At 70.1% G+C, this 17799-nt stretch carries 14 protein-coding genes; 5 read left to right on the top strand and 9 right to left on the bottom strand.

Annotated elements, in window-relative coordinates; translation table 11 throughout:
- The first annotated feature begins 70 nt into the window (after window positions 1-70).
- Window positions 71-1579, top strand: a complete 1509-nt coding sequence (locus tag KRR26_RS14535) for an HAD-IG family 5'-nucleotidase (RefSeq protein WP_120206323.1) — start codon at window positions 71-73, stop codon at window positions 1577-1579.
- A gap of 9 nt (window positions 1580-1588) precedes the next feature.
- Here the strand turns inward: KRR26_RS14535 and KRR26_RS14530 are convergent, their stop codons facing one another.
- Window positions 1589-2044, bottom strand: coding sequence for a DUF2267 domain-containing protein (locus KRR26_RS14530; protein ID WP_120206324.1), 456 nt, complete (start codon window positions 2042-2044; stop codon window positions 1589-1591).
- A 178-nt stretch (window positions 2045-2222) separates the two neighbouring features.
- On the opposite strand from KRR26_RS14530, the gene KRR26_RS14525 reads away from it, so the two are divergent.
- Both KRR26_RS14525 and KRR26_RS14520 read left to right on the top strand, forming a co-directional pair.
- The gene (locus KRR26_RS14525) at window positions 2223-2708 is read left to right on the top strand and encodes a hypothetical protein (protein WP_120206325.1); all 486 of its coding nucleotides are present in this window, start codon (window positions 2223-2225) and stop codon (window positions 2706-2708) included.
- A gap of 203 nt (window positions 2709-2911) precedes the next feature.
- Window positions 2912-3190: a hypothetical protein gene (locus KRR26_RS14520; RefSeq protein WP_233576919.1), complete on the top strand. Its 279-nt coding sequence runs from the start codon at window positions 2912-2914 to the stop codon at window positions 3188-3190.
- 72 nt (window positions 3191-3262) lie between these two features.
- Here KRR26_RS14520 and KRR26_RS14515 read toward each other — a convergent pair whose 3' ends face one another.
- The 5 genes from KRR26_RS14515 to KRR26_RS14495 form a co-directional block, all read right to left on the bottom strand.
- Window positions 3263-3970, bottom strand: a complete 708-nt coding sequence (locus KRR26_RS14515) for a DUF1361 domain-containing protein (RefSeq protein ID WP_217080093.1) — start codon at window positions 3968-3970, stop codon at window positions 3263-3265.
- Window positions 3971-4127: 157 nt separating this feature from the next.
- Window positions 4128-5990: a HEAT repeat domain-containing protein gene (locus KRR26_RS14510; RefSeq protein WP_217080092.1), complete on the bottom strand. Its 1863-nt coding sequence runs from the start codon at window positions 5988-5990 to the stop codon at window positions 4128-4130.
- 59 nt (window positions 5991-6049) lie between these two features.
- A complete protein-coding gene (locus KRR26_RS14505) occupies window positions 6050-8656 on the bottom strand; it encodes a hypothetical protein (RefSeq protein WP_233576920.1) in 2607 nt (868 codons plus the stop codon).
- A gap of 170 nt (window positions 8657-8826) precedes the next feature.
- The gene (locus KRR26_RS14500) at window positions 8827-11025 is read right to left on the bottom strand and encodes a M4 family metallopeptidase (protein ID WP_217080091.1); all 2199 of its coding nucleotides are present in this window, start codon (window positions 11023-11025) and stop codon (window positions 8827-8829) included.
- 79 nt (window positions 11026-11104) lie between these two features.
- Window positions 11105-12280, bottom strand: coding sequence for a S1 family peptidase (locus KRR26_RS14495; protein ID WP_236068598.1), 1176 nt, complete (start codon window positions 12278-12280; stop codon window positions 11105-11107).
- 258 nt (window positions 12281-12538) lie between these two features.
- Here KRR26_RS14495 and KRR26_RS14490 point away from each other — a divergent pair, with 258 nt between their 5' ends.
- Window positions 12539-13405: an NmrA family NAD(P)-binding protein gene (locus KRR26_RS14490; protein ID WP_120206330.1), complete on the top strand. Its 867-nt coding sequence runs from the start codon at window positions 12539-12541 to the stop codon at window positions 13403-13405.
- 25 nt (window positions 13406-13430) lie between these two features.
- Here KRR26_RS14490 and KRR26_RS14485 read toward each other — a convergent pair whose 3' ends face one another.
- From KRR26_RS14485 to KRR26_RS14475, 3 genes are read right to left on the bottom strand one after another with little or no spacing between them, the layout of a single operon-like run.
- On the bottom strand, window positions 13431-13982 hold the full coding sequence (locus KRR26_RS14485) for a hypothetical protein (protein ID WP_217080090.1): 552 nt from the start codon (window positions 13980-13982) through the stop codon (window positions 13431-13433).
- A gap of 52 nt (window positions 13983-14034) precedes the next feature.
- Window positions 14035-14415 carry a hypothetical protein gene (locus tag KRR26_RS14480; protein WP_328707131.1) on the bottom strand — a complete coding sequence of 127 codons (381 nt, stop codon included), beginning with the start codon at window positions 14413-14415 and terminating at the stop codon, window positions 14035-14037.
- A gap of 11 nt (window positions 14416-14426) precedes the next feature.
- Window positions 14427-15320, bottom strand: coding sequence for a hypothetical protein (locus KRR26_RS14475; protein WP_120206332.1), 894 nt, complete (start codon window positions 15318-15320; stop codon window positions 14427-14429).
- Between the two features lie 271 nt (window positions 15321-15591).
- On the opposite strand from KRR26_RS14475, the gene KRR26_RS14470 reads away from it, so the two are divergent.
- On the top strand, window positions 15592-17730 hold the full coding sequence (locus KRR26_RS14470) for a M3 family metallopeptidase (protein ID WP_217080089.1): 2139 nt from the start codon (window positions 15592-15594) through the stop codon (window positions 17728-17730).
- Window positions 17731-17799 lie beyond the last annotated feature (69 nt).

Here is a 17799-nt window from a genome sequence, read left to right as displayed (position 1 = left end):
CCCCGAGCCTCGGACGGCCCACGTGGGCATCGACTTTTGGCGCCGACCGGGGCAAAGCCTGGGGCTGCCTATGCGCCCTCACATTCCCGGTCCCCCGCCTGAGCGTGGCCTCTTCTGTAACCGCACCCTCAACATGCGCGCCATCAAGGCCGTGGGCTACGACATGGACTACACGCTCATCCATTATCGGGTGGAAGCATGGGAGCGTCGCGCCTACGAGTACATCCGGGACCGCCTGGTGGAGCAGGGTTGGCCGGTCGCCGACCTGACATTCGACCCGATGCTGGCCATCCGCGGGCTCATCATCGACACCGCCACGGGCAACCTGCTGAAGGCCAACCGCTTCGGCTTCGTGAAGAAGGCCCTGCACGGCACGCGCCCCCTGGAGTTCGAGGCGCAGCGCGAGGCCTACGCACGCATCGTGGTGGACCTGTCCGAGCGCCGCTGGGTGTTCCTCAACACCCTCTTCTCGCTGTCCGAGGCCTGCATCTACGCGCAGCTCGTGGACCGGCTGGACGCGGGCCAGCTGCCGGGCCCCATGGGCTACGCGGACCTCTACGAGCACGTGCGCAAGAACCTGGACGCCACGCACATGCAGGGGCGGCTCAAGGCGGAGATCATCGCGGACCCGGAGCGTTACGTCCTGGATGACCCGGAGACGCCGCTGGCGCTCCTGGACCAGAAGAACGCGGGCAAGAAGCTCCTGCTCATCACCAACAGCGAGTGGGCCTACACCGAGCCCATGATGCACTTCGCGTTCGACCGGCACCTGCCGGCGGGCATGACGTGGCGCCAGCTGTTCGACGTGGTCATCGTCAGCGCGCGCAAGCCCGAGTTCTTCACCACGCGCTCGGCCCTCTTCGACGTGGTGGAGGTGGGTGGCGAGGCGCTGTTGCGGCCGCACGCGGGGCCGCTCAAGGCGGGCACGCCCTACTTCGGCGGCAGCGCGCTGGAGCTGGAGCGGCACCTGGGCATGAGCGGGGATGAAATCCTCTACGTGGGCGACCACATGTTCGGCGACGTGCACGTCAGCAAGAACGTGCTGCGCTGGCGCACCGCGCTCATCCTCCGCGAGTTGGAGGACGAGGTGCGCGCCATCGCCGCCTTCCGCGCCACCGAGCTGCGCCTGGGCGAGCGCATGGAGCGCAAGGAGCGGCTGGAGGCGGAGAGCTGCCAGGTGCGCCTGGAGCTGCAGCGCCGGCGCCACCAGTACGGGCCGCGCGGCACCACGCCGGAGACGGAGCTGGTGGCCCGCCTGGCCGAGCTGCGCACGGAGCTGGAGGCGCTGGACGCGGAGATTGGCCCGCTGGCCCGCGCCGCCACCGAGCTGTCCAACCCGCACTGGGGCCTGCTCACGCGCGCGGGCAACGACAAGAGCCACCTGGCGCGGCAGGTGGAGCGCTACGCGGACATCTACACGTCCCGGGTGAGCAACTTCCTCTTCGCCACCCCGTTCGTGTACCTGCGCAGCCCGCGCGGCAGCCTGCCGCACGACCCCAGCCTCCCGGGCGGCACGCCCGTGTTCAACGTGGGCGACGGCGCGGGCGCGGGCCCCATCGGGCCGGACTCCGCCGAGTAGTCCTCGCGCTCACTGCGAGATGCGCCAGAGCGCCTGCAGGTCCGGGGGCAGGTTGCTGGCGACGTCGTCCGCCTCGCCCTCGGAGATCTGATCCTGCAGGGCGAGGAACACGCAGCGCACCAGCCACTCGGCCTCCTCCAGCGGCTTCTGCAGCGCGTCCGCCACGGAGTCGACGAACACCTCCTTGCCGAAGCGCAGGGGCCGCTCCGGGCGCAGCTCCTGCGCGGGCAGCAGCTCCACCAGCCGGCGCGGCAGCTGCGCCTCCAGGTTCCTCGCCTGGGATTGCTGGATGCGCCGCTCCAGGGCGCCCAGCACGGCCACCGCCGCGCGCTCGGCCACCGGCTCCTCCACCTCGGCCAGCTCGCGCACGTGCCGGATGAAGGCCGCGTAGGTCGTGTTCACGTGGGACTCGTGCCGCTGGTGGCGGCGGTACAGCAACTCGGACTCGGTGCTCGGACGGGTCATGGCGCGCCTCCCTGGCCATCAGAACCACGGTGCGCACGCCCCCCGCCGGGCTGGGACGGCCAGACGGCCGGGCCCCCGCCCCCGCCGCCTGACTCCAGGCCGCGAGATGACCCAACCCATGAAGATTGCTGGTCTTTTGTTCAGTCCTCCCGCCTGAGGCGTGCCCCGTCGCGCGGGCATGTCAGACCGGCTCGGTATGAGTTGTCGCGTGAGCCACTCGAACGCCAACAGCCCGTCGTCGCGTGTCCTGGAGCAGCGCAACCTGCTCGGGGGGATGGACCTCATGCCGGTGCTCGGTCGGGGGAAGCGGAAGCGGGCGCGCCAGTTCCACGTCGCGGCGGAGCGGCGGCTGGGCTTCGCGGCGGCGCTCGCGCTGGTGGTGGAGCACGGGCGGCAGCGGGCCAAGGAGACGGGCACCACGTCGCTGAGTCGCTGCCCGCGCTGCTCGCATGTGGGGCCCACCGAGCAGGACTTTGGCTTTCGCGTCATCCGCGGCGAGCAGCGTCCGCAGTCCTGGTGCCGCGGCTGCCGCGGCGTCAGCGTGGCGCCCTCGACGACGAGCACGATGAGCGCCTCGCGCACCGAGGACGGCTGGCTGTTCCCGCCGGAGACGCTCAGCACGCGGCCGCCCAAGCGCGGCAAGCGCTCCAGCTCGCTGACGTGAGCACCTTCCACCGGGGGCGGCGGGCCCTTCCCCGGGTTGGACCCGTGGAGGGGCCCACTCCTCCGGGGGGAGAGGATGACGCCGTGCCGCGCGCGTCCGAACACGCAGCGGGGCCCCCGTCCTCCCCTCTGGAGGGGGATGGAAAAGCCAAGGCGCCGTCCCTACCTCAACGGCAGGAGGGCTTCATGGCCGTACGGACGAGAATGGCAGGCATCACGAACAAGCGACGCGTGAGCGCGCACTCGGCGCAACCCAGCCAGCAGGCCAGCAAGGGCCGCCGGATGCTGCCCCATGACGACGCCGCTGCGATTCAACTGAGAAGGGCGCTGGAGCGGGCCACCCTGGGCCCCGCCTCCGAGTCGCACAAGCCCAAGAGCCACCGTCGCAGGACGTCGCTGCAAGGCCGCAAGAAGGCGCCCAGCGAGATGGCCGTGAAGCACCGGGGTGGACCCCGTCGGCGCTCGCGGCTGCACGGCGGCTGAGGTCCCCGCGTCCCACCGACACCGTCCTCGCCCGACTCGGGTGGGGGCGGTGTCATTCTGTCCGGGGTGGCGTCAGCTCCGCTGCCATTGCGCGCGGCGGAAGCGCAGGCGCAGCGACTCAAAGGCGGCGTAGGACAGGAGCAGCAGCGCGGCGAAGAGGACCGTCACCCCGAGCAGGTACGGGAAGTCCCCGGGCGCGGTGGCGTGGGCATGCACCGCGGACAAGAGGCGCCGGGGATCCGCCAGCACGTCCCAGCTGTTCCAGCGCTCCACGCGGCCCAGGTAGATGCCATAGCCGCACAAGAGCGAGGTGAGCGCGACGAAGGCCCACGCCCCCACGGGCCCCCAGCGGCGCTGAAGCCAGTGCTTCCATATCTCCAGCGACAGCAGCCCGAGCAACCACCCGGTGGCGGCGAACAGCGCGAGCAGGGCCGCGTCGAACCACATCGGCACGACGGGCCGCTGGCTCAGGTGGATGAAGTCCGTGAGCAGGTAGGGCGCGTTGGGGAAGAGGGCCAACCACGCGACGGCGAGCGGCCCCAGGCTCCACCAGCGCTCCTGCCCGCGCACCATCAACCAGCGCGCGGCGAGGGCCAGCAGGTACGGCAGCCACGCGAGGATGAGATTCCAGAGGAGAAACACGTAGCTGGCGCCCTGACTCCAATCCAGCCGGAAGGCCAACAGGGCCACGGCGGCGGTGCTGCACAGGAGCGCCGGCACCAGGCCGTGGCGGCGCAGCATGGACAGCAAGGCGGGGAACGCGCTGGGAGGCTGGGACATGGTGTGTCCGAGGCAGGCGGACCGCACCCTCGCGGCACCGCTGCCACGAAGGGACGCTCCTGGAGACAAGGTACCCACGCCCAAGCAACTCCAGGGCCAGCCCGCCCACCAGGGGCCCGCGTCTGAGGCGGGCCTGCCCCACCCCGAGGGGAGGGGCTCAGCCTTCCAGCAGCCCGCGGATGCGGGTGCGAATCTGCCGGTCCGGCACGTCCTGGGTGAGCAGGTACTCGAGCAGGTCGCGCACGGCGGGCTCGGTGTGGACGTACGGCTCCACCAATGAAACGAGCCCGTGGTAGTTCTGCACGTTCACCTGTCCGGCCAGCGCCAGGTCACGCAGTTGCACCAGCGCATCGGCCTGGAGCTTCTGGCGCCCCAGGGACTCGAAGGCGGTGGCCTGCACGGGCACCGCGGCGTCGTGGGCCAGCCCCATGAGGGCGCTCTCCACCTCGGGGCCTCGCACCTTGCGCAGCGCCTTGGCAGCGGCCTCGCGCACCTCGGCGTTGTCGGCGTGGGCGTACTGCATCACCGTGGCCACGGTCTCGGGCACGCCCGCGTTGCCCAGGCTCAGCAGCAGGTGGGCCTGATCCACCGGGGCCTTCGCGTCGCGCAAGTCGGAGGCGATTCGCTGCACTGCGGCCAGCGCCTCGGGGGAATGCGCGTTGCGGTAGAGCGCGCCCGCGGTGGCGCCCAGCGAGTACGCGCTGGCGATGTGCACGTCGCCGTCGGTGCCACCGTAGAGTGACTGGGCGAAGCGCACCGTCTCCACCGTGGGCTCGGTGAGCAGCGACAGTCGGCTGAGCATCATGTGGTAGCGCTCGGCATGGGCCTCGGGGGTGCGCAGCGCGTCCACCAACGCGGCCTGGGCCTCGGGCGTGCCCGCGCCGGCCAGCAGGTCCAGCACCAGCGCGCGGCCCTGACTGCCCATCGCCGGGTCTCGGAAGACGTCCACCATGTGCGCGCACAGCGCGGGCTGCTGCTCCAAGAGGCCCGTGGCCTGGAGGAGGAAATGGTTGTGGTCGGGCATCACGCCGCCGCGGCCGAAGGACTTCAGCAAGGAATCGAGCTTCTCCACGGTGAGGCCATCCACCTGCTGCGCCAGCATGTTCTCGCGCGTCTGGGCCTCCACCACCATGCGCCCCGGCGGCAGGCGCTGCTGGGCCTCGGCCACCACCGAGGACGGGGCCGCGTCCGGCGCCACGCCGCCCTCTTCACGCACCAGGCGCAGGTGCACCGTGGTGCCCGCCAGCGCCGTGCCCGTGGGGCCCAGGCGCTCCACCGTCTCTTCGCCCTCCAGTCGCTCCAACAACCCGGCGCGCGACACGTCCGCCAGGAAGTGTGAGTCCACGCGGAGCGGGCCACCTTGTCCCAGGCCCACCACCTCCGTGTACACGTCGCGGCGCTTCTCCAGGTGCGCGCCCTGCGCATCATCCGCGCCTCGGCGCGTGTAGCCCGTGCGAGCGCGGCCTCGCGAGGTGGACTCCTCCACCGTCCACGCCTCGCCGTCGCGCAACACCACCTGCAGGTCCCCCACCAAGGCCTGCACGGTGTTCTTGAAGAGGGACGGGTCCTGCTCCCGGAAGGAGACGCTGCGCACGTCTCCCTCCGGGCCCACCTCCAGCACGGCCTCGCGCCCCTGGAAGATGGCGTCGGTGGACGCCGCATCCGGGAGCACTTCCTTGCCAAAGACTTGCAACGAGTGCTGCCGCAAGTCTTCCAGCCGCAGGCCCACGCGCCACGCGTCACCTTGCTTGCCCAGGCCCTTGAGCACCAGCCGCCCGTCCAGCAACACGCGCCCGGCCAGGGACGAGGTGCCCGCGGCACCGGACGTCCCAGACAGCGTCACGTGGCTGGCGGCGTCGTACGACAGGCGCCACGCCCAGGCCCTTCCGCTCGGGAAGGCGAAGCGGACGGGGGCGTCGGGGACCACCGCGGGTGACTCGGAGAAGAGGCCGAGTCCCACGGCCAACAGCAGGGCAAGGGCCCCGGCGACGCCGAGGGTGATGAGCAGACGGGTGCGCATGGGTGTTTCCTTCAGGCCAGGTCAGGCGCGTGCGGAGGTGGGGACTCGGAACGCGCGCCTCAGAGGGCGTGCGTCACGAGGTACTGCACGTCCGCGAGCGGCACGACGACGGACTTGTTGAAGAGGTTGATGTCGTAGTGGAGGCCGTCCCAGCTCACGAGCGTGGCGTCGTAGGAGACGCAGGCCGGGCAGAAGCCCACTTCCACGAACGCGGCGATGGAGCCGGAGAGGAAGGTGAACTTCAGGTCGCTGCGCGCGGCCAGGTTCAAGGTGAGCACGCTGTTGCCACCCGCGCCGTACACGAGCGACGCGCTGGCCTGGAGCGGGATGGAGGCATGCACCACCTGGAGCTTGCCCTTCACGCCCGCGGACACGATGAACAGGTCCACGCCCGCGTACAGCTCACCGTCCACCGAGGCGAACGGCGACACGGTGCCGCTGACGCCGATGGAGTTGACCTTGCAGCCGTTGGTCGTCGTGACGTCGTGCTTGGCATCCACCGCGTAGTTGAGGCCCACCGTGCCGCCCACCTTCGCGCCCAGCGTCACGGGCACCACGACGATGACGAAGGTGACCTCGGCCTGCACGAACGTGGCGCTCTTCATCTTCGAGCCGGACACCACGTTGTACGTGCCCACCGGGATGTCCTTGTCCACGTTGACCAGGTGGACGGAGTTGTCGAGCACGTCCAACTTCACCTTGGCGTGCTGATCCGTCACGTCCGCCAGCGCGCTGACCAACTGCACCGAGGAGCCGAACGCGCGGCCCGTGGCCGTGAAGCTGCCGTACGCGCGCGGCGAGGCGGCGCAGTCGCTCTGGCCCAGGTTGCTCATCTCGAAGGAGACGTTGTACGTGGCGGACGCGCCGAACGTGTCGTCGCCCATGCTGTACGAGTCACCCGCCTCCCACTTCACGCGGGCCTTGCCGGTGGCCGGGTCGATGAGGTCGCCCGTCACGTTGCGCAGGGCGTTCAGGTAGATGTCCCGACGCACGAAGTACTGCTCCAGCTTCGCGGGGCTGGTGGTGTAGTCCGTGGACGGGTAGTTGACGCTGCCCGCCGCCATCACCTTCGTCTTGAGCGAGGTGAAGTCGTTGTCGGTGTAGTCCGAGCACTTCTGGAAGCCCTTCTCGCGCTCGACCTGGTACTGGCCCAGCACGCGCCTGGCGAAGCGCTTGGGCGACCAGTCACACGCCGCGGGGCCGGTGGTGTTGAAGTCCAGGCAGCCCAGGGCCTGCGCGTCGTGCAGCGACTGCTCGATGGCGCCGTCCAGCGCCTCCAGGCGGTAGAGCAGGCAGATGATGGGGTTGCCGGTGCAGATGGTGGAGAGCGCCGCCGTGTTGATGGGCGAGAGCACCGGCTGCTGGGTGATGATGGGGCCCGGGATGACGACGGCGGACTGCGTGCTCGTCGACGCGAGCGAGGTCGTCGCGGCCCGCGTGTTCGTCGAGGTGAGCGTGGTCGGCGCGGCCAGCGTGCCCACCTGCGGCAGCACGTTGATGTTCACCTGCGCGAACTGGTTCACCGCGATGGGGTCCGGGTTCCAGACCGGATCCCTCCACCAGTTGTCCGTGAAGCGCGGCGCGGTGCCCACCAGCGGCGGCTTCGGGTTGAACATCGACGCGATGGTGTTGACGAGTTCCTCGCGCTTGGCGAGCAGTTGGCTGAAGTCCTCCTGCTTGCGCTCCAGCTCGTACATCTGCTCGTCGAGCACGGAGGCGTTGCGCGCGTTCATCTGCTTGTGCCACGCCCAGCTCTCATCGTAGTAGTGCGCGCCCGCGTCGATGAGCGGCTTGAGCGCCGCGTCCTCGAACGCCACGCCCGACAGGTCCAGGCGCGTGCGCTGCAAGTCCTTCATCGAGATGAGGATGACGCCGTTGGGCCCGTAGGCCACGGAGTCCTGCGTCCCGCCCTTCAGGATGCTCACCTTGCTGGACGTGGAGACGGGCACGGTGAAGAACTGGTTCTTCGGCTCGCCCTGCGGGAACGTGATGGCCGGCGAGAAGGGCGTGCCGTCCTTGCCGCGCTGGACGGGGTCCGAGATGCCTCGCGTGCCAATGGCCGACGCGGGCGGCAAGTAGGGCGCGCGGGCAATGGCATACGCGACGCTGTAGATGCCGCGGTAATCACTGCCGCGCGACACGATGGCGTCCTCGAAGACGCTGTAGTCGTAGTACTTCTCGTAGACGTACTCGGAGCAGGACGTGAGCGCGTAGCCGTTCGCGTTCCACGCGTCGCGCTGCTGCTGCCGGTAGTTGGCCAGATAGTCGGAGTACGCGCTCGTCTCGGGCAGGTACGTCTGCGCGCGGTGCACCTGACCCAGATAGAACGACCCCAGGCCACTCATGGAGTAGCCGTTGGGGTCATCCTTCTGGATGGCGGCGGTGCGGGTGGGCTCGGGGGGCGTCACCGAAGTGCCGTCCGACTTGCGCAGCGTGGGCACCACCACCGTGCGCTGCGGCATGGTCGCGGCCTGTGCATCCGCGGCCTGCTTGATGAGCGTGTTGCAGGTGGCGTCCGGGTCCGTCTTCGCGCGCTCGCGGGCGGCGGTCTCACAGGAGTTCTGTGGGTTCTGGCAGCCCGCGAGGGTGAGCGTGTAGAGGACACACGGGTCGATGATGATGATGGGCCCGGTGGAGACAGCGGCCCGGGCCGCTATCGGAGACATGAGGAGGGCGCTCGCGGCGACTCCCGCCGCGATACGACTGCTTTTCTGGGACATAGGCGTGTGCTCGTCAGTGAGGAATCCGCCCGCTCGGGGGCCCGGGCCCCTTCACTGGCTCCTGCAGAACGACACGCCCCGGCAATCTTCCCGGAGTGGATGATTCCAGGCCGCCGTTACTGCACCAGCGCGTCCACGCCCGTGAAGGCCGAGTACCCGTGCACGAGGACGGAGTACGTGCCCGCCGTGGCGTGGGTCAGCGGACCGCACTGCTCCAGGTTGTCCTTGTTGGAGGAACGGCAGTCATAGAGGGTGGGTGAGGCCGGCCCTCCGAAGCGGACATAGAGGTCCGCGTCTCCCGTGGCGCCCGACGGACCGGGGGACAGCGAGAAGGTGACGGACTGTCCGGCCACGGCCGAGTAGCTCCAGGTCTGGAGCGAGCCAGTGGCCCCCGCCAAGTCCGGCACCCACAGCACGGTGGAGCCATCCGGGCGCGTGAAGGAGGCGCGCAGGGTGACGCCGGCGAAGGCGTCTCGACCGCGCAGGATGACGTAGTAGGTGCCTACCGCCGGGGTGGCGTAGACGCAGGACTCGGCGGTCCCCGTGAGATAGGGACGGCAGTCATACAGCGTGGAGGTGGGCGCGGCGCCGAAGCGGAGATAGAGGTCCGCGTCGCCCGTGCCTCCGCTGGCGCTCACCACCAGGTTGGAGGCGCCGGCGGGCAGCGTGATGGCGTACACGGCGGTGGAGCTGCCCAGCGCGCCATAGAGTTGACGCACGCCCACGCCGTTGGCGAGCGCGACGGGCGGACACGCGACCCCCAGGCCCGTCCCCACGCCCACGGCCAGCCACGCCTGGGTCACCGAGGCCTTCACCGTCGGCCCGTAATAGGTGTCCGCCACCGTTTCGGTGAGGGCCTTCGCCTGGGCGAACGTGGTGGTGGGCGTGAAGTAGTTGGTGTTCGCCATGTAGAAAATCACCGCGGCGCGCGTGAGTCCGATGGACGCAACCGGGTTGCAGGTGAGCCCGCGCGGATGCGTTCCGCCCTGCGCGAGCAGCGAGAAGACCAGGCCCGGGATGCCCGCGCCCAGGTGGGGGTCCGCGCTCGCGTCGAAGTCGCCATAGAAGTCCACCGAGCCACCATTGCGCGCGGGATCCGCCAACGAATAGGCAGACGCACCGAAGGTGTCCTCGGCGATGCGCCAGACCTCTGGCGCCGTGGAGCCGCCCAAGACCCAGCTCTCGCAGTAGGCGGCGCCCATGTCGGAGAGGCTCTCGTTGAGGCCGCCGGGCTCGCCCGTGTAGCTGAGGTTGGACTCGGACTGCGTCACGGCATGGGTGAACTCGTGCATGACGATGTCCATGTCATTGCACAGCGGCCCCGTGGTGGGGCTGTCACCGCAGACCATCTGCGTGCCGTCCCAATAGGCATTCACATAGGTGCTGCCATAGTGGACGCTCGCCAGCAGCGCGCCGCCCGTGCCATTGAAGGAGTCACGCCCGAAGAGGGATTGGTAGCAGTCGTAGAAACGGCCCAGGTTGTCGTAGGCCGCATTGACGGCCGCATCCGTGGAGGCGACGCCCCCCTCGGCGCGCTTCAGGGCTCCCGGCAGCGCATAGCCTCCGTTGGCGGAGTAGATGCGGCGGTTTTTCACCTCGTGGATGTCCGAGGTGCGAGACACCACCGCGCCGTCGAGCGCATTGACATAGACGTGGTCACGCACGGGCAGCGCCGCGAACACGCCGGTGACCACCGCCTCGAACACGAGCGACAGGCGCGCCTCCGCGGAGGCACGGACATAGGCGAGCCGAGGCGTCCCCTCCACGCGCGAGCCTCCCGGCGTGGCGCCCAGCGCGACCACGCCCGCCTCCGCCGGCGACAGGCGCGCGTCCGAGGGCACCGGCGCGGCTGCGTCTCCGCGCGCCGTGCCATTCGCGGCGAAGACGCGCCCCGAGCCATCCACGTGGAGAATGAGCTCCTGTCCGATGACCTCCAGCCCTTCGTGCCTCTGGCCGTAGCGCAGATGCGTGTCACCGCGCGCGTCCTGGCTGGAGCGGCGCAGGACCAACTCCGAAGAGCGCAGGCGGAACACCGGAGCGATGGACTCCAGCACGGCGCTCGCACGCGCCTCGGTGTCGCGCGCGGAGAGCGCCTGTCCCGAGACCTCGACCCGGCCCAGGTCACCTCGCACGAGGAATGGAACCCCCTCCTCGCCCGCGCCGGCTGATTCCGCCGAGGGCAACGCACGCAGCGCCGCCTGGATGTCCTCGCCCGAGTCCCGTGCGACGGGCGCGGAAGTCGGCAGGGGTGGCTGGGTTCCTTCACATGCGAACTGGACGAGGGTGAGACAGACCGCGAGCAATCGATTGCGCATCGAGGGCTTCCTCCCGAGCGGCGACATGCCGCCCGAAAAGCAGACCACACAATCCAGCAACACTCACAATGCTAGCAATTCAGCCAATCCATGACGAACGGGCGCGGCGACGCGTGGCCAGGATGACCCAACCTGCCAACCCAGGCAGCAGACCCGACGTGGAGGCACAGCCTTCTGCTTTCGACGCGTCCGGGGCCTCGGTGGGCTCGGGCGGCGCGGCGCACGGCGTGAAGCAACGACACGCCTCTGCGCCGTCGGAGTCGAGCCTCGCGCAGATTCCTGAGGCACAGGCGGCGTCCTCCGCGCAGTGCGCACCGAAGTCTCCATCCTGGAGCGCTGACAACACGCAGCGACCTGGGCCGCCCGCGGACGCGACACACGCGAGGCCGGACGGACATTCGCGAGCATCGGCGCAAGACTCGCGACAGAGCGCATCGAGGTGCAGCGTGGAGGTGTCGCTCAGCGGGGGCTCCGCGAGGAACGGCCGGATGAAGTCATCCAGGACGGCCTCCACTCGCACGTTGACGGCCTCCGTGCGGCACGCCACGTCACCGCTCACCGTGATGCCAGCGAGCACCTCGGGGCCCGACTGGGCCCAGAGCACCGGCCCACCACTGTCACCCACGCAGCTCATCGAGGGCGCAGGGCCTGCATGGAACGCGCGTGCATCCACGCGCGTGACCGTCAGCGCGCCCTGTCGCCGCAGGCCCGCGGGCGCTTGCGCATCTTTCGTGTCGCCGTAACCGAGCACCCGCGTCGCATCCCCCACGGCGGGCCCCCCACCGGACCTCGACGGGAGCACGAACGGCGGCACGTCCACTGCGCGCGCGAGCCGCAGGAGCGCGACATCGTTCTCGTGGGTCTCCGGCACGTAGCCCGGGTGCGAGAGGGCGTGAGCCACCCGCACGAACTGCCCATCCGGCGCGGGAAGGAGGCGCTGGCCAACGAAGACTTCATAGCCACCGTCCTGCCCGAGAAGCGCGAGACAGTGCGCCGCCGTGAGCACCACATCCGGCGCGATGAGCGCGCCCGAGCACAGCAACACCGGCGGCTCACCCGAGCACCGCGCACGCCGCGCCACGAGCGCGACAGCGGCTGGGTCTCCCGGAGCATCCGTGCCCTGAACCACGGCCCGCGAAGCAACGCCCGTGGCCATTGCCGCGCCCGGCTCGGAGACGGGCTGACACCCCAGCCCCACGGCGGTCGCCAGCCACATCATCCCCAGCGCGCTCAGGATCCAGGGACGGTCTGCCATGCACGGCCTTCCTTGCCTCGGTGCGGCCTCACTCATCGCACGTTGGGGCAAGGCTTGCCACGCACCCGCTCCAACGTCGTGCGCCCACAGCGCGGCACACGCAGCGCGTCGCGCCCCGCCTTCCGCCAGGCGCTCGGGCTGCCACTCAACTTCGCGGCGTCCCAGTCGTGTCACGGGACCGTTCGACAGCGCGCCCACGACACGCATCGTCGCAGGTCGGCCGCGACGGGCGCGCCGTCGCCCTCTATTCTCGCCCGCATGTTCGTCATCCTTGGTGCGACAGGAAGAGTGGGCGGCGCGGCCGCGACGGAACTCCGACGGCGCGGACTCCCGGTCCGAGCCGTTCTGCGCGACATGACCCGAGGCGAGCGCCTCGCCCAGCTCGGATGTGAGCTGGCCCAGGCGGATCTCCTCGATCCCCAGGCCGTGGCGCGTGCCCTCCAGGGTGCGGAGGGCGCCCTCGTCATCTGCCCGCTGCGTGCGAACGGCGACGACCCCGCCGCGGATGCTCAGCGCATCATCGACTCGCTGGGCGACGCCATCGACATCGCTCGGCCTCGTGCCGTCGTCGTCATCTCCGACTACGGCGCCCAAGTGCCGGCGGGCACGGGCGTCACCCTCATCTTCCATCGGCTCGAGGCGCGGCTCCGCAAGACCTCGGTGCCCATGACCTTCCTGCGCTCCGCCGAGCACATGCAGAACAGTGCGCGCCATCTGCGCGCGGCGCGCGAGCGCGGTGTCCTCGTGAGCCTGCACCACCCCGTCACCAAGCTGTACCCCACCGTGTCCGCGCCCGACGTGGGGCTCATCGCGGCGGACCTGCTCGGGGAGCCCCCTCCGTCGCCCGGCACCCCTCGCATCGTTCATGCAGAAGGGCCTCGCCGTTACTCGGCGCAGGACGTCGCGAAGGTCTTCGAGCGAATCGTGGAGCGCCCCGTCGTCCCGCAGGCACTGGAGCGCGAGCGATGGCTCCCCGCCCTCCTCGCGGGCGGACTGAGCGCGGCCTATGCCCAGCTCGTCGCGGAGCTTCAGGACGCCCACAACGCGGGGCACATCGATGCCGAAGCCGGCGTCGGCGAAGTCCGCCGTGGCGCCACCGAGCTGGAGCGCGCGCTGATCCGCTGAGCCGCCGGCGCACCCACGATGCCGCTCACTCCTCGGGCGGCTCGTTCTTGGCGGCCTCGGTGAGCGTGGCGACCTCCTCGCGCAGCTCACTCAGCCGCACGCGCTGACGCTGAATGAGCAACTCCAATTGCTCACGTCGCGCGCTGTCGCCTCGAGAGTCCGCCATCTCCCGCTCGCGCTCCAGTCGCTCCACGTCCCGTCCCAGCACCGCGGTGATGCGCTCCGTCTTCGCCAGACGCCAGCGCGCCGTCTGGGGCTTCTCCGGCTCGATGGGGTCGTTCTGCTGCGGGGGGGGATTCGAGACCTCCGGCTCGGGCGGGACATCTCCCGGGCGCGGCGGAACCACCGTGGCTCGAGCCTCCGTCGACTCGCCCGTGACGGGACGCGGCGCGGCGGGCACCGCCACCGGGCGCGGACCCGGCGCAGGCTCCGGCGGGCGAGGAGCGGCCATCGGCGCGTCCGCCATCACCGGGGCCGGGGGCAGCGGCGCGCTCGGCGAGGGCCACAGCCACACCGCGAGCACCGCCATCCCCAACACCGCCACGCCAGCCCACAACAAGCGATAACGGATTCGCATCACACCCGGTCCGACGCGCGCACCCTGTTGAAGGGCCCGCGCGAATGGCGACTCACAGCCGCAGGCGCCAGCTCCCCGCCTGCTGCTCCACCCTCAAGAGATACGGCTCGCGCCGCACCGCTCCATCACTCGACATCCGCGCCCGCACGAGCACCGCGTTCGGATCGCGCCCGTCCACCTTGGCCTCGAGAACCTCTTCGAGCATGAGCCCATGCTCGCGCAGCTCGCGCACCGTGTCCTCGCACGGACGCGCCCCGCCGCCGGTGGCGAGCATCGGCTCCAGCACCGCGCAGTCCCGCGAAGGCAACGCGGCGAAGAAGCGACGCACCGCCGCTTCTCCCGCCTCCGCCTTCACGGACGTCGTGGGCGCGCAGGCGAGCGCCAGGAGCGCCCACCCCGCGGCCCACACCTTGTCACCCCAACGCCGCGCCACGGATGCAGGGCTCAGTAGCAGTTGGGCGCGAACAGCTCGTCGTCGCTCGCGGAGACGAACTGGTCGTCGCAGTAGGCGCTCGCCAGCATGTGGCCGTTGCGCACGCAGCCGTCGTGGTTCGTGGCGTCCAGCGTGTACTGGGTGTCACCACCACAGCCACCGCCGCAGCGGCCCCAGCAGATGCCCATGACCTTCGGGCGCGACCAGTGGTCGGGCTCGCCGCACAGCCACGTGCTGCCGCTCAGGTAGTACTCGTCACCGCTGCACGACGTGTGGTCACCGAGCTGGGCGATCTGCTGGTTGCCCGCCCAATCAAAGCCACCCTTGTTGCAGTCGTGCTTCGCATACGAGTACCAGTTGTAGACGCCGCCGCAGCTCCCCGTGAACTTGCCGTTGCACTTCGCATAGCTGCACAACATGGTGTAGCCGCGGCCCTGCTCGCCCATCACCAGTCGCTTCAGCTCGACGGTGGTGGGGTTCTCGGCCCACAAGCCCACCGCGCGCCGCAGGTACATGGCCTCCGGCGCCGCCGCGTCACCCGCGGGCAGCGCCGTGTTCAGCTCGGCGTAGAGCGCGGACACCAGCTCGCGATCCGCGTCCAACAGCTGCGTGTCCTGCGCGTTGCCATCCGCGAAGCCGTCCATCGTCGACACGCCGTTGGCTGGATCCAACAGCCCGGTCAGCGTCATGCCGTGCAGCCGCAGCTCCAGCCGGTAGACCCCGGACTCCACCTCGCGCGAAGAGAACGTCACCTCGGCGCCGGTGCGCACGAACGACCCCTGCGTCACGCCCGGCTCGGTGGACAGCGACAACCCCTCTGTCTTCGGCGCTGACTCCGGCGCCCCGCCCGCTCCGCCACATGCCCACAGCATCAACGTCGCGACCGCACCGAGCATCTTCCGCATGGTGTTGCGTCTCTCCGGCCAGGTGATTGACCCCGAAATCAACCGCAGCCAGTAGCGGGCCTCTGCCTCGGCGCACAAGGCGGGTTGCGTCACGAAGCCATGACGCACCCGCTCTCGAGCGCCCGCCCCGCGTGGCCGGCCCAGGCGCGGAAAGCCCCGTCCGAGCAGTGTGAGCCATGCGACACGCGGCGTGGGCATGGCCCGCTCGGCCAGGGCACCCGCCGAGCGAGCGATTCCATCGAGTGCGGGCCGAGGCCACCGGGGATGTGGCATGAAGCCCTGGCGTTTCCGATGCCCCTGGAAGGAGCCCCCTTTGAAACGACTCTCTGCCCTGACCCTGACGGCCGCGCTGGCCGCCACGGCTTGCTCGAATGGCAGCATCGCCCACAAGCCCGAGTTGCAGGCGAAGCTCAAGGCCGCCAACTCCGCGCCCAAGCCCTTGCCGCCTCCCCGGGGGTCCGAGCTGCTCTCCGGCACCCCCGCGGCATTCACCGCCGCGTGCACCGCCGACATCGAGCGGGCGCGGGCGCAGGTGGCCTCGCTGAAGAAGCTCAACGCAAGGACGAACGGGCCGGCCGTGCTGGCCGCCTATGACGAGGCGATGGCGTCGCTCTTCAACGCGACCAACCGCTCCGGCCTGGGTCGCGAGGTGCTGCCGGACGCCGCCATGCGCGACGCCGCCCGCGCGTGCGAGCAGGACGTGGACGCCGTCAACGTGGAGATCTCCCAGGACCGGAGCGTCTACGACGCGCTGTCCCTGGTGGACCTGTCCAAGGCGGATGGCCCCACGCAGTACTGGCTCCAGCGCGTGCTGCTCGACTTCCGTCGCTCGGGCGTGGACCGGGACGAGCCCACGCGCGAGAAGGTGAAGGCGCTCAACGAGGCCATCCTCAAGCTGGGGCAGGAGTTCGGGAAGAACATCGCGGAGGACGTGCGCACCGCGACGTTCACGGTCAAGGAGATGGACGGGCTGCCGGAGGACTACCGGGCGTCCCACCCCGCGGGGAAGGACGGCAAGGTGGCCATCACCACCAACTACCCGGACTACTTCCCGTTCATGACGTACGCGAAGAACGCCAAGGCGCGTGAGCGGCTGTGGCGCACCTACCGCCAGCGTGCGTTCCCGAAGAACCAGGAGGTGCTCACGCAGCTCATCGCGAAGCGGCACGAGCTGGCCACGCTGCTGGGTTACGCGAACTGGGCCGCGTACACGACCGAGACGCGCATGACGCGCACGCAGCAGGCGGCGGCGGACTTCATCGACCAGCTCTCCGGCGCCACCGAGGCCCGCGCGAAGCAGGAGATGGCGGACCTGCTGGCGCGCAAGAAGAAGGACGTGCGTGGCGCCACGGCGGTGGACCCGTGGGACCAGGACTACTACGAGGACCGGCTGCGCTCGGAGCGCTTCGGGTTCGACTCGCAGGCGGTGCGTCCGTATTTCGAGTACGCGCAGGTGAAGGAAGGCGTGCTGGGCATCACCTCGCGGCTGTGGGGCATCACGTTCCAGCCGGTGAAGGACGCCAAGGTCTGGCACACGGACGTGGAGACCTATGACGTGGTGGACGGCGGCAAGCTGCTCGGCCGCATCTACCTGGACATGCATCCGCGCGACGACAAGTACAAGCACGCGGCCCAGTTCGACCTGGTGTCGGGCCAGAGCGGCAAGCGCTATCCGGAAGGCGTGCTCGTGTGCAACTTCGCGCGCCCCGGCGAGCTGATGACGCACGACGAGGTGGAGACGTTCTTCCACGAGTTCGGCCACCTGCTGCACGCCATCTTCTCCGGGCACCAGCAGTGGAGCGGCATCACGGGCATCCGCACCGAGTGGGACTTCGTGGAGACGCCGTCCATGCTGCTCCAGCAGTGGGCGCAGCAGCCCGAGGTGCTCAAGGAGTTCGCCAGGCACTACCAGACGCACGAGCCCATCCCGGCGGACCTGGTGGAGAAGCTGCGCGCGTCGAAGGAGTTCGGCCAGGGCCTGTGGGCGCGTCGCCAGCTCTTCCTGTCCGCGCTGAGCCTCGCGTACTACTCGCGCGACCCGGGCTTCGACTTGTCGGGTGTGCAGAGTGAGCTGCAGAAGAAGCTCAGCCCGTTCCGCCACGAGTACCGCGACGGCACCCACTTCGAGCTCGCGTTCGGTCACCTGGATGGGTACTCGGCCGCGTACTACACGTACCTCTGGTCCTCGGTCATCGCGAAGGACCTGGAGACGGAGTTCGTGAAGCACGGCTACCTGGACCGGGACACGGCGATGAAGTACCGCCACACGGTGCTGGAGCCCGGTGGCGCCAAGCCCGCCGCCGAGCTGGCGAAGGACTTCCTCGGACGCCCCTACGGCTTCGACGCCTACCGGGCCTTCCTCGACGGAAGCGCCTCGAAGAACACCCGCACGGCGAAGGACGCGCCGTAGCGCAAGCCCGATTCAGGCCGGGGGGCACACCCCATGTGTCCTCCGGCCCCGGGCTCCTCCTCCGAGCAT

The sequence above is a fragment of the Citreicoccus inhibens genome (assembly GCF_019039035.1).
Lineage (GTDB): Bacteria > Myxococcota > Myxococcia > Myxococcales > Myxococcaceae > Citreicoccus > Citreicoccus inhibens.
This window is presented reverse-complemented; position numbering and strand designations above follow the sequence as displayed.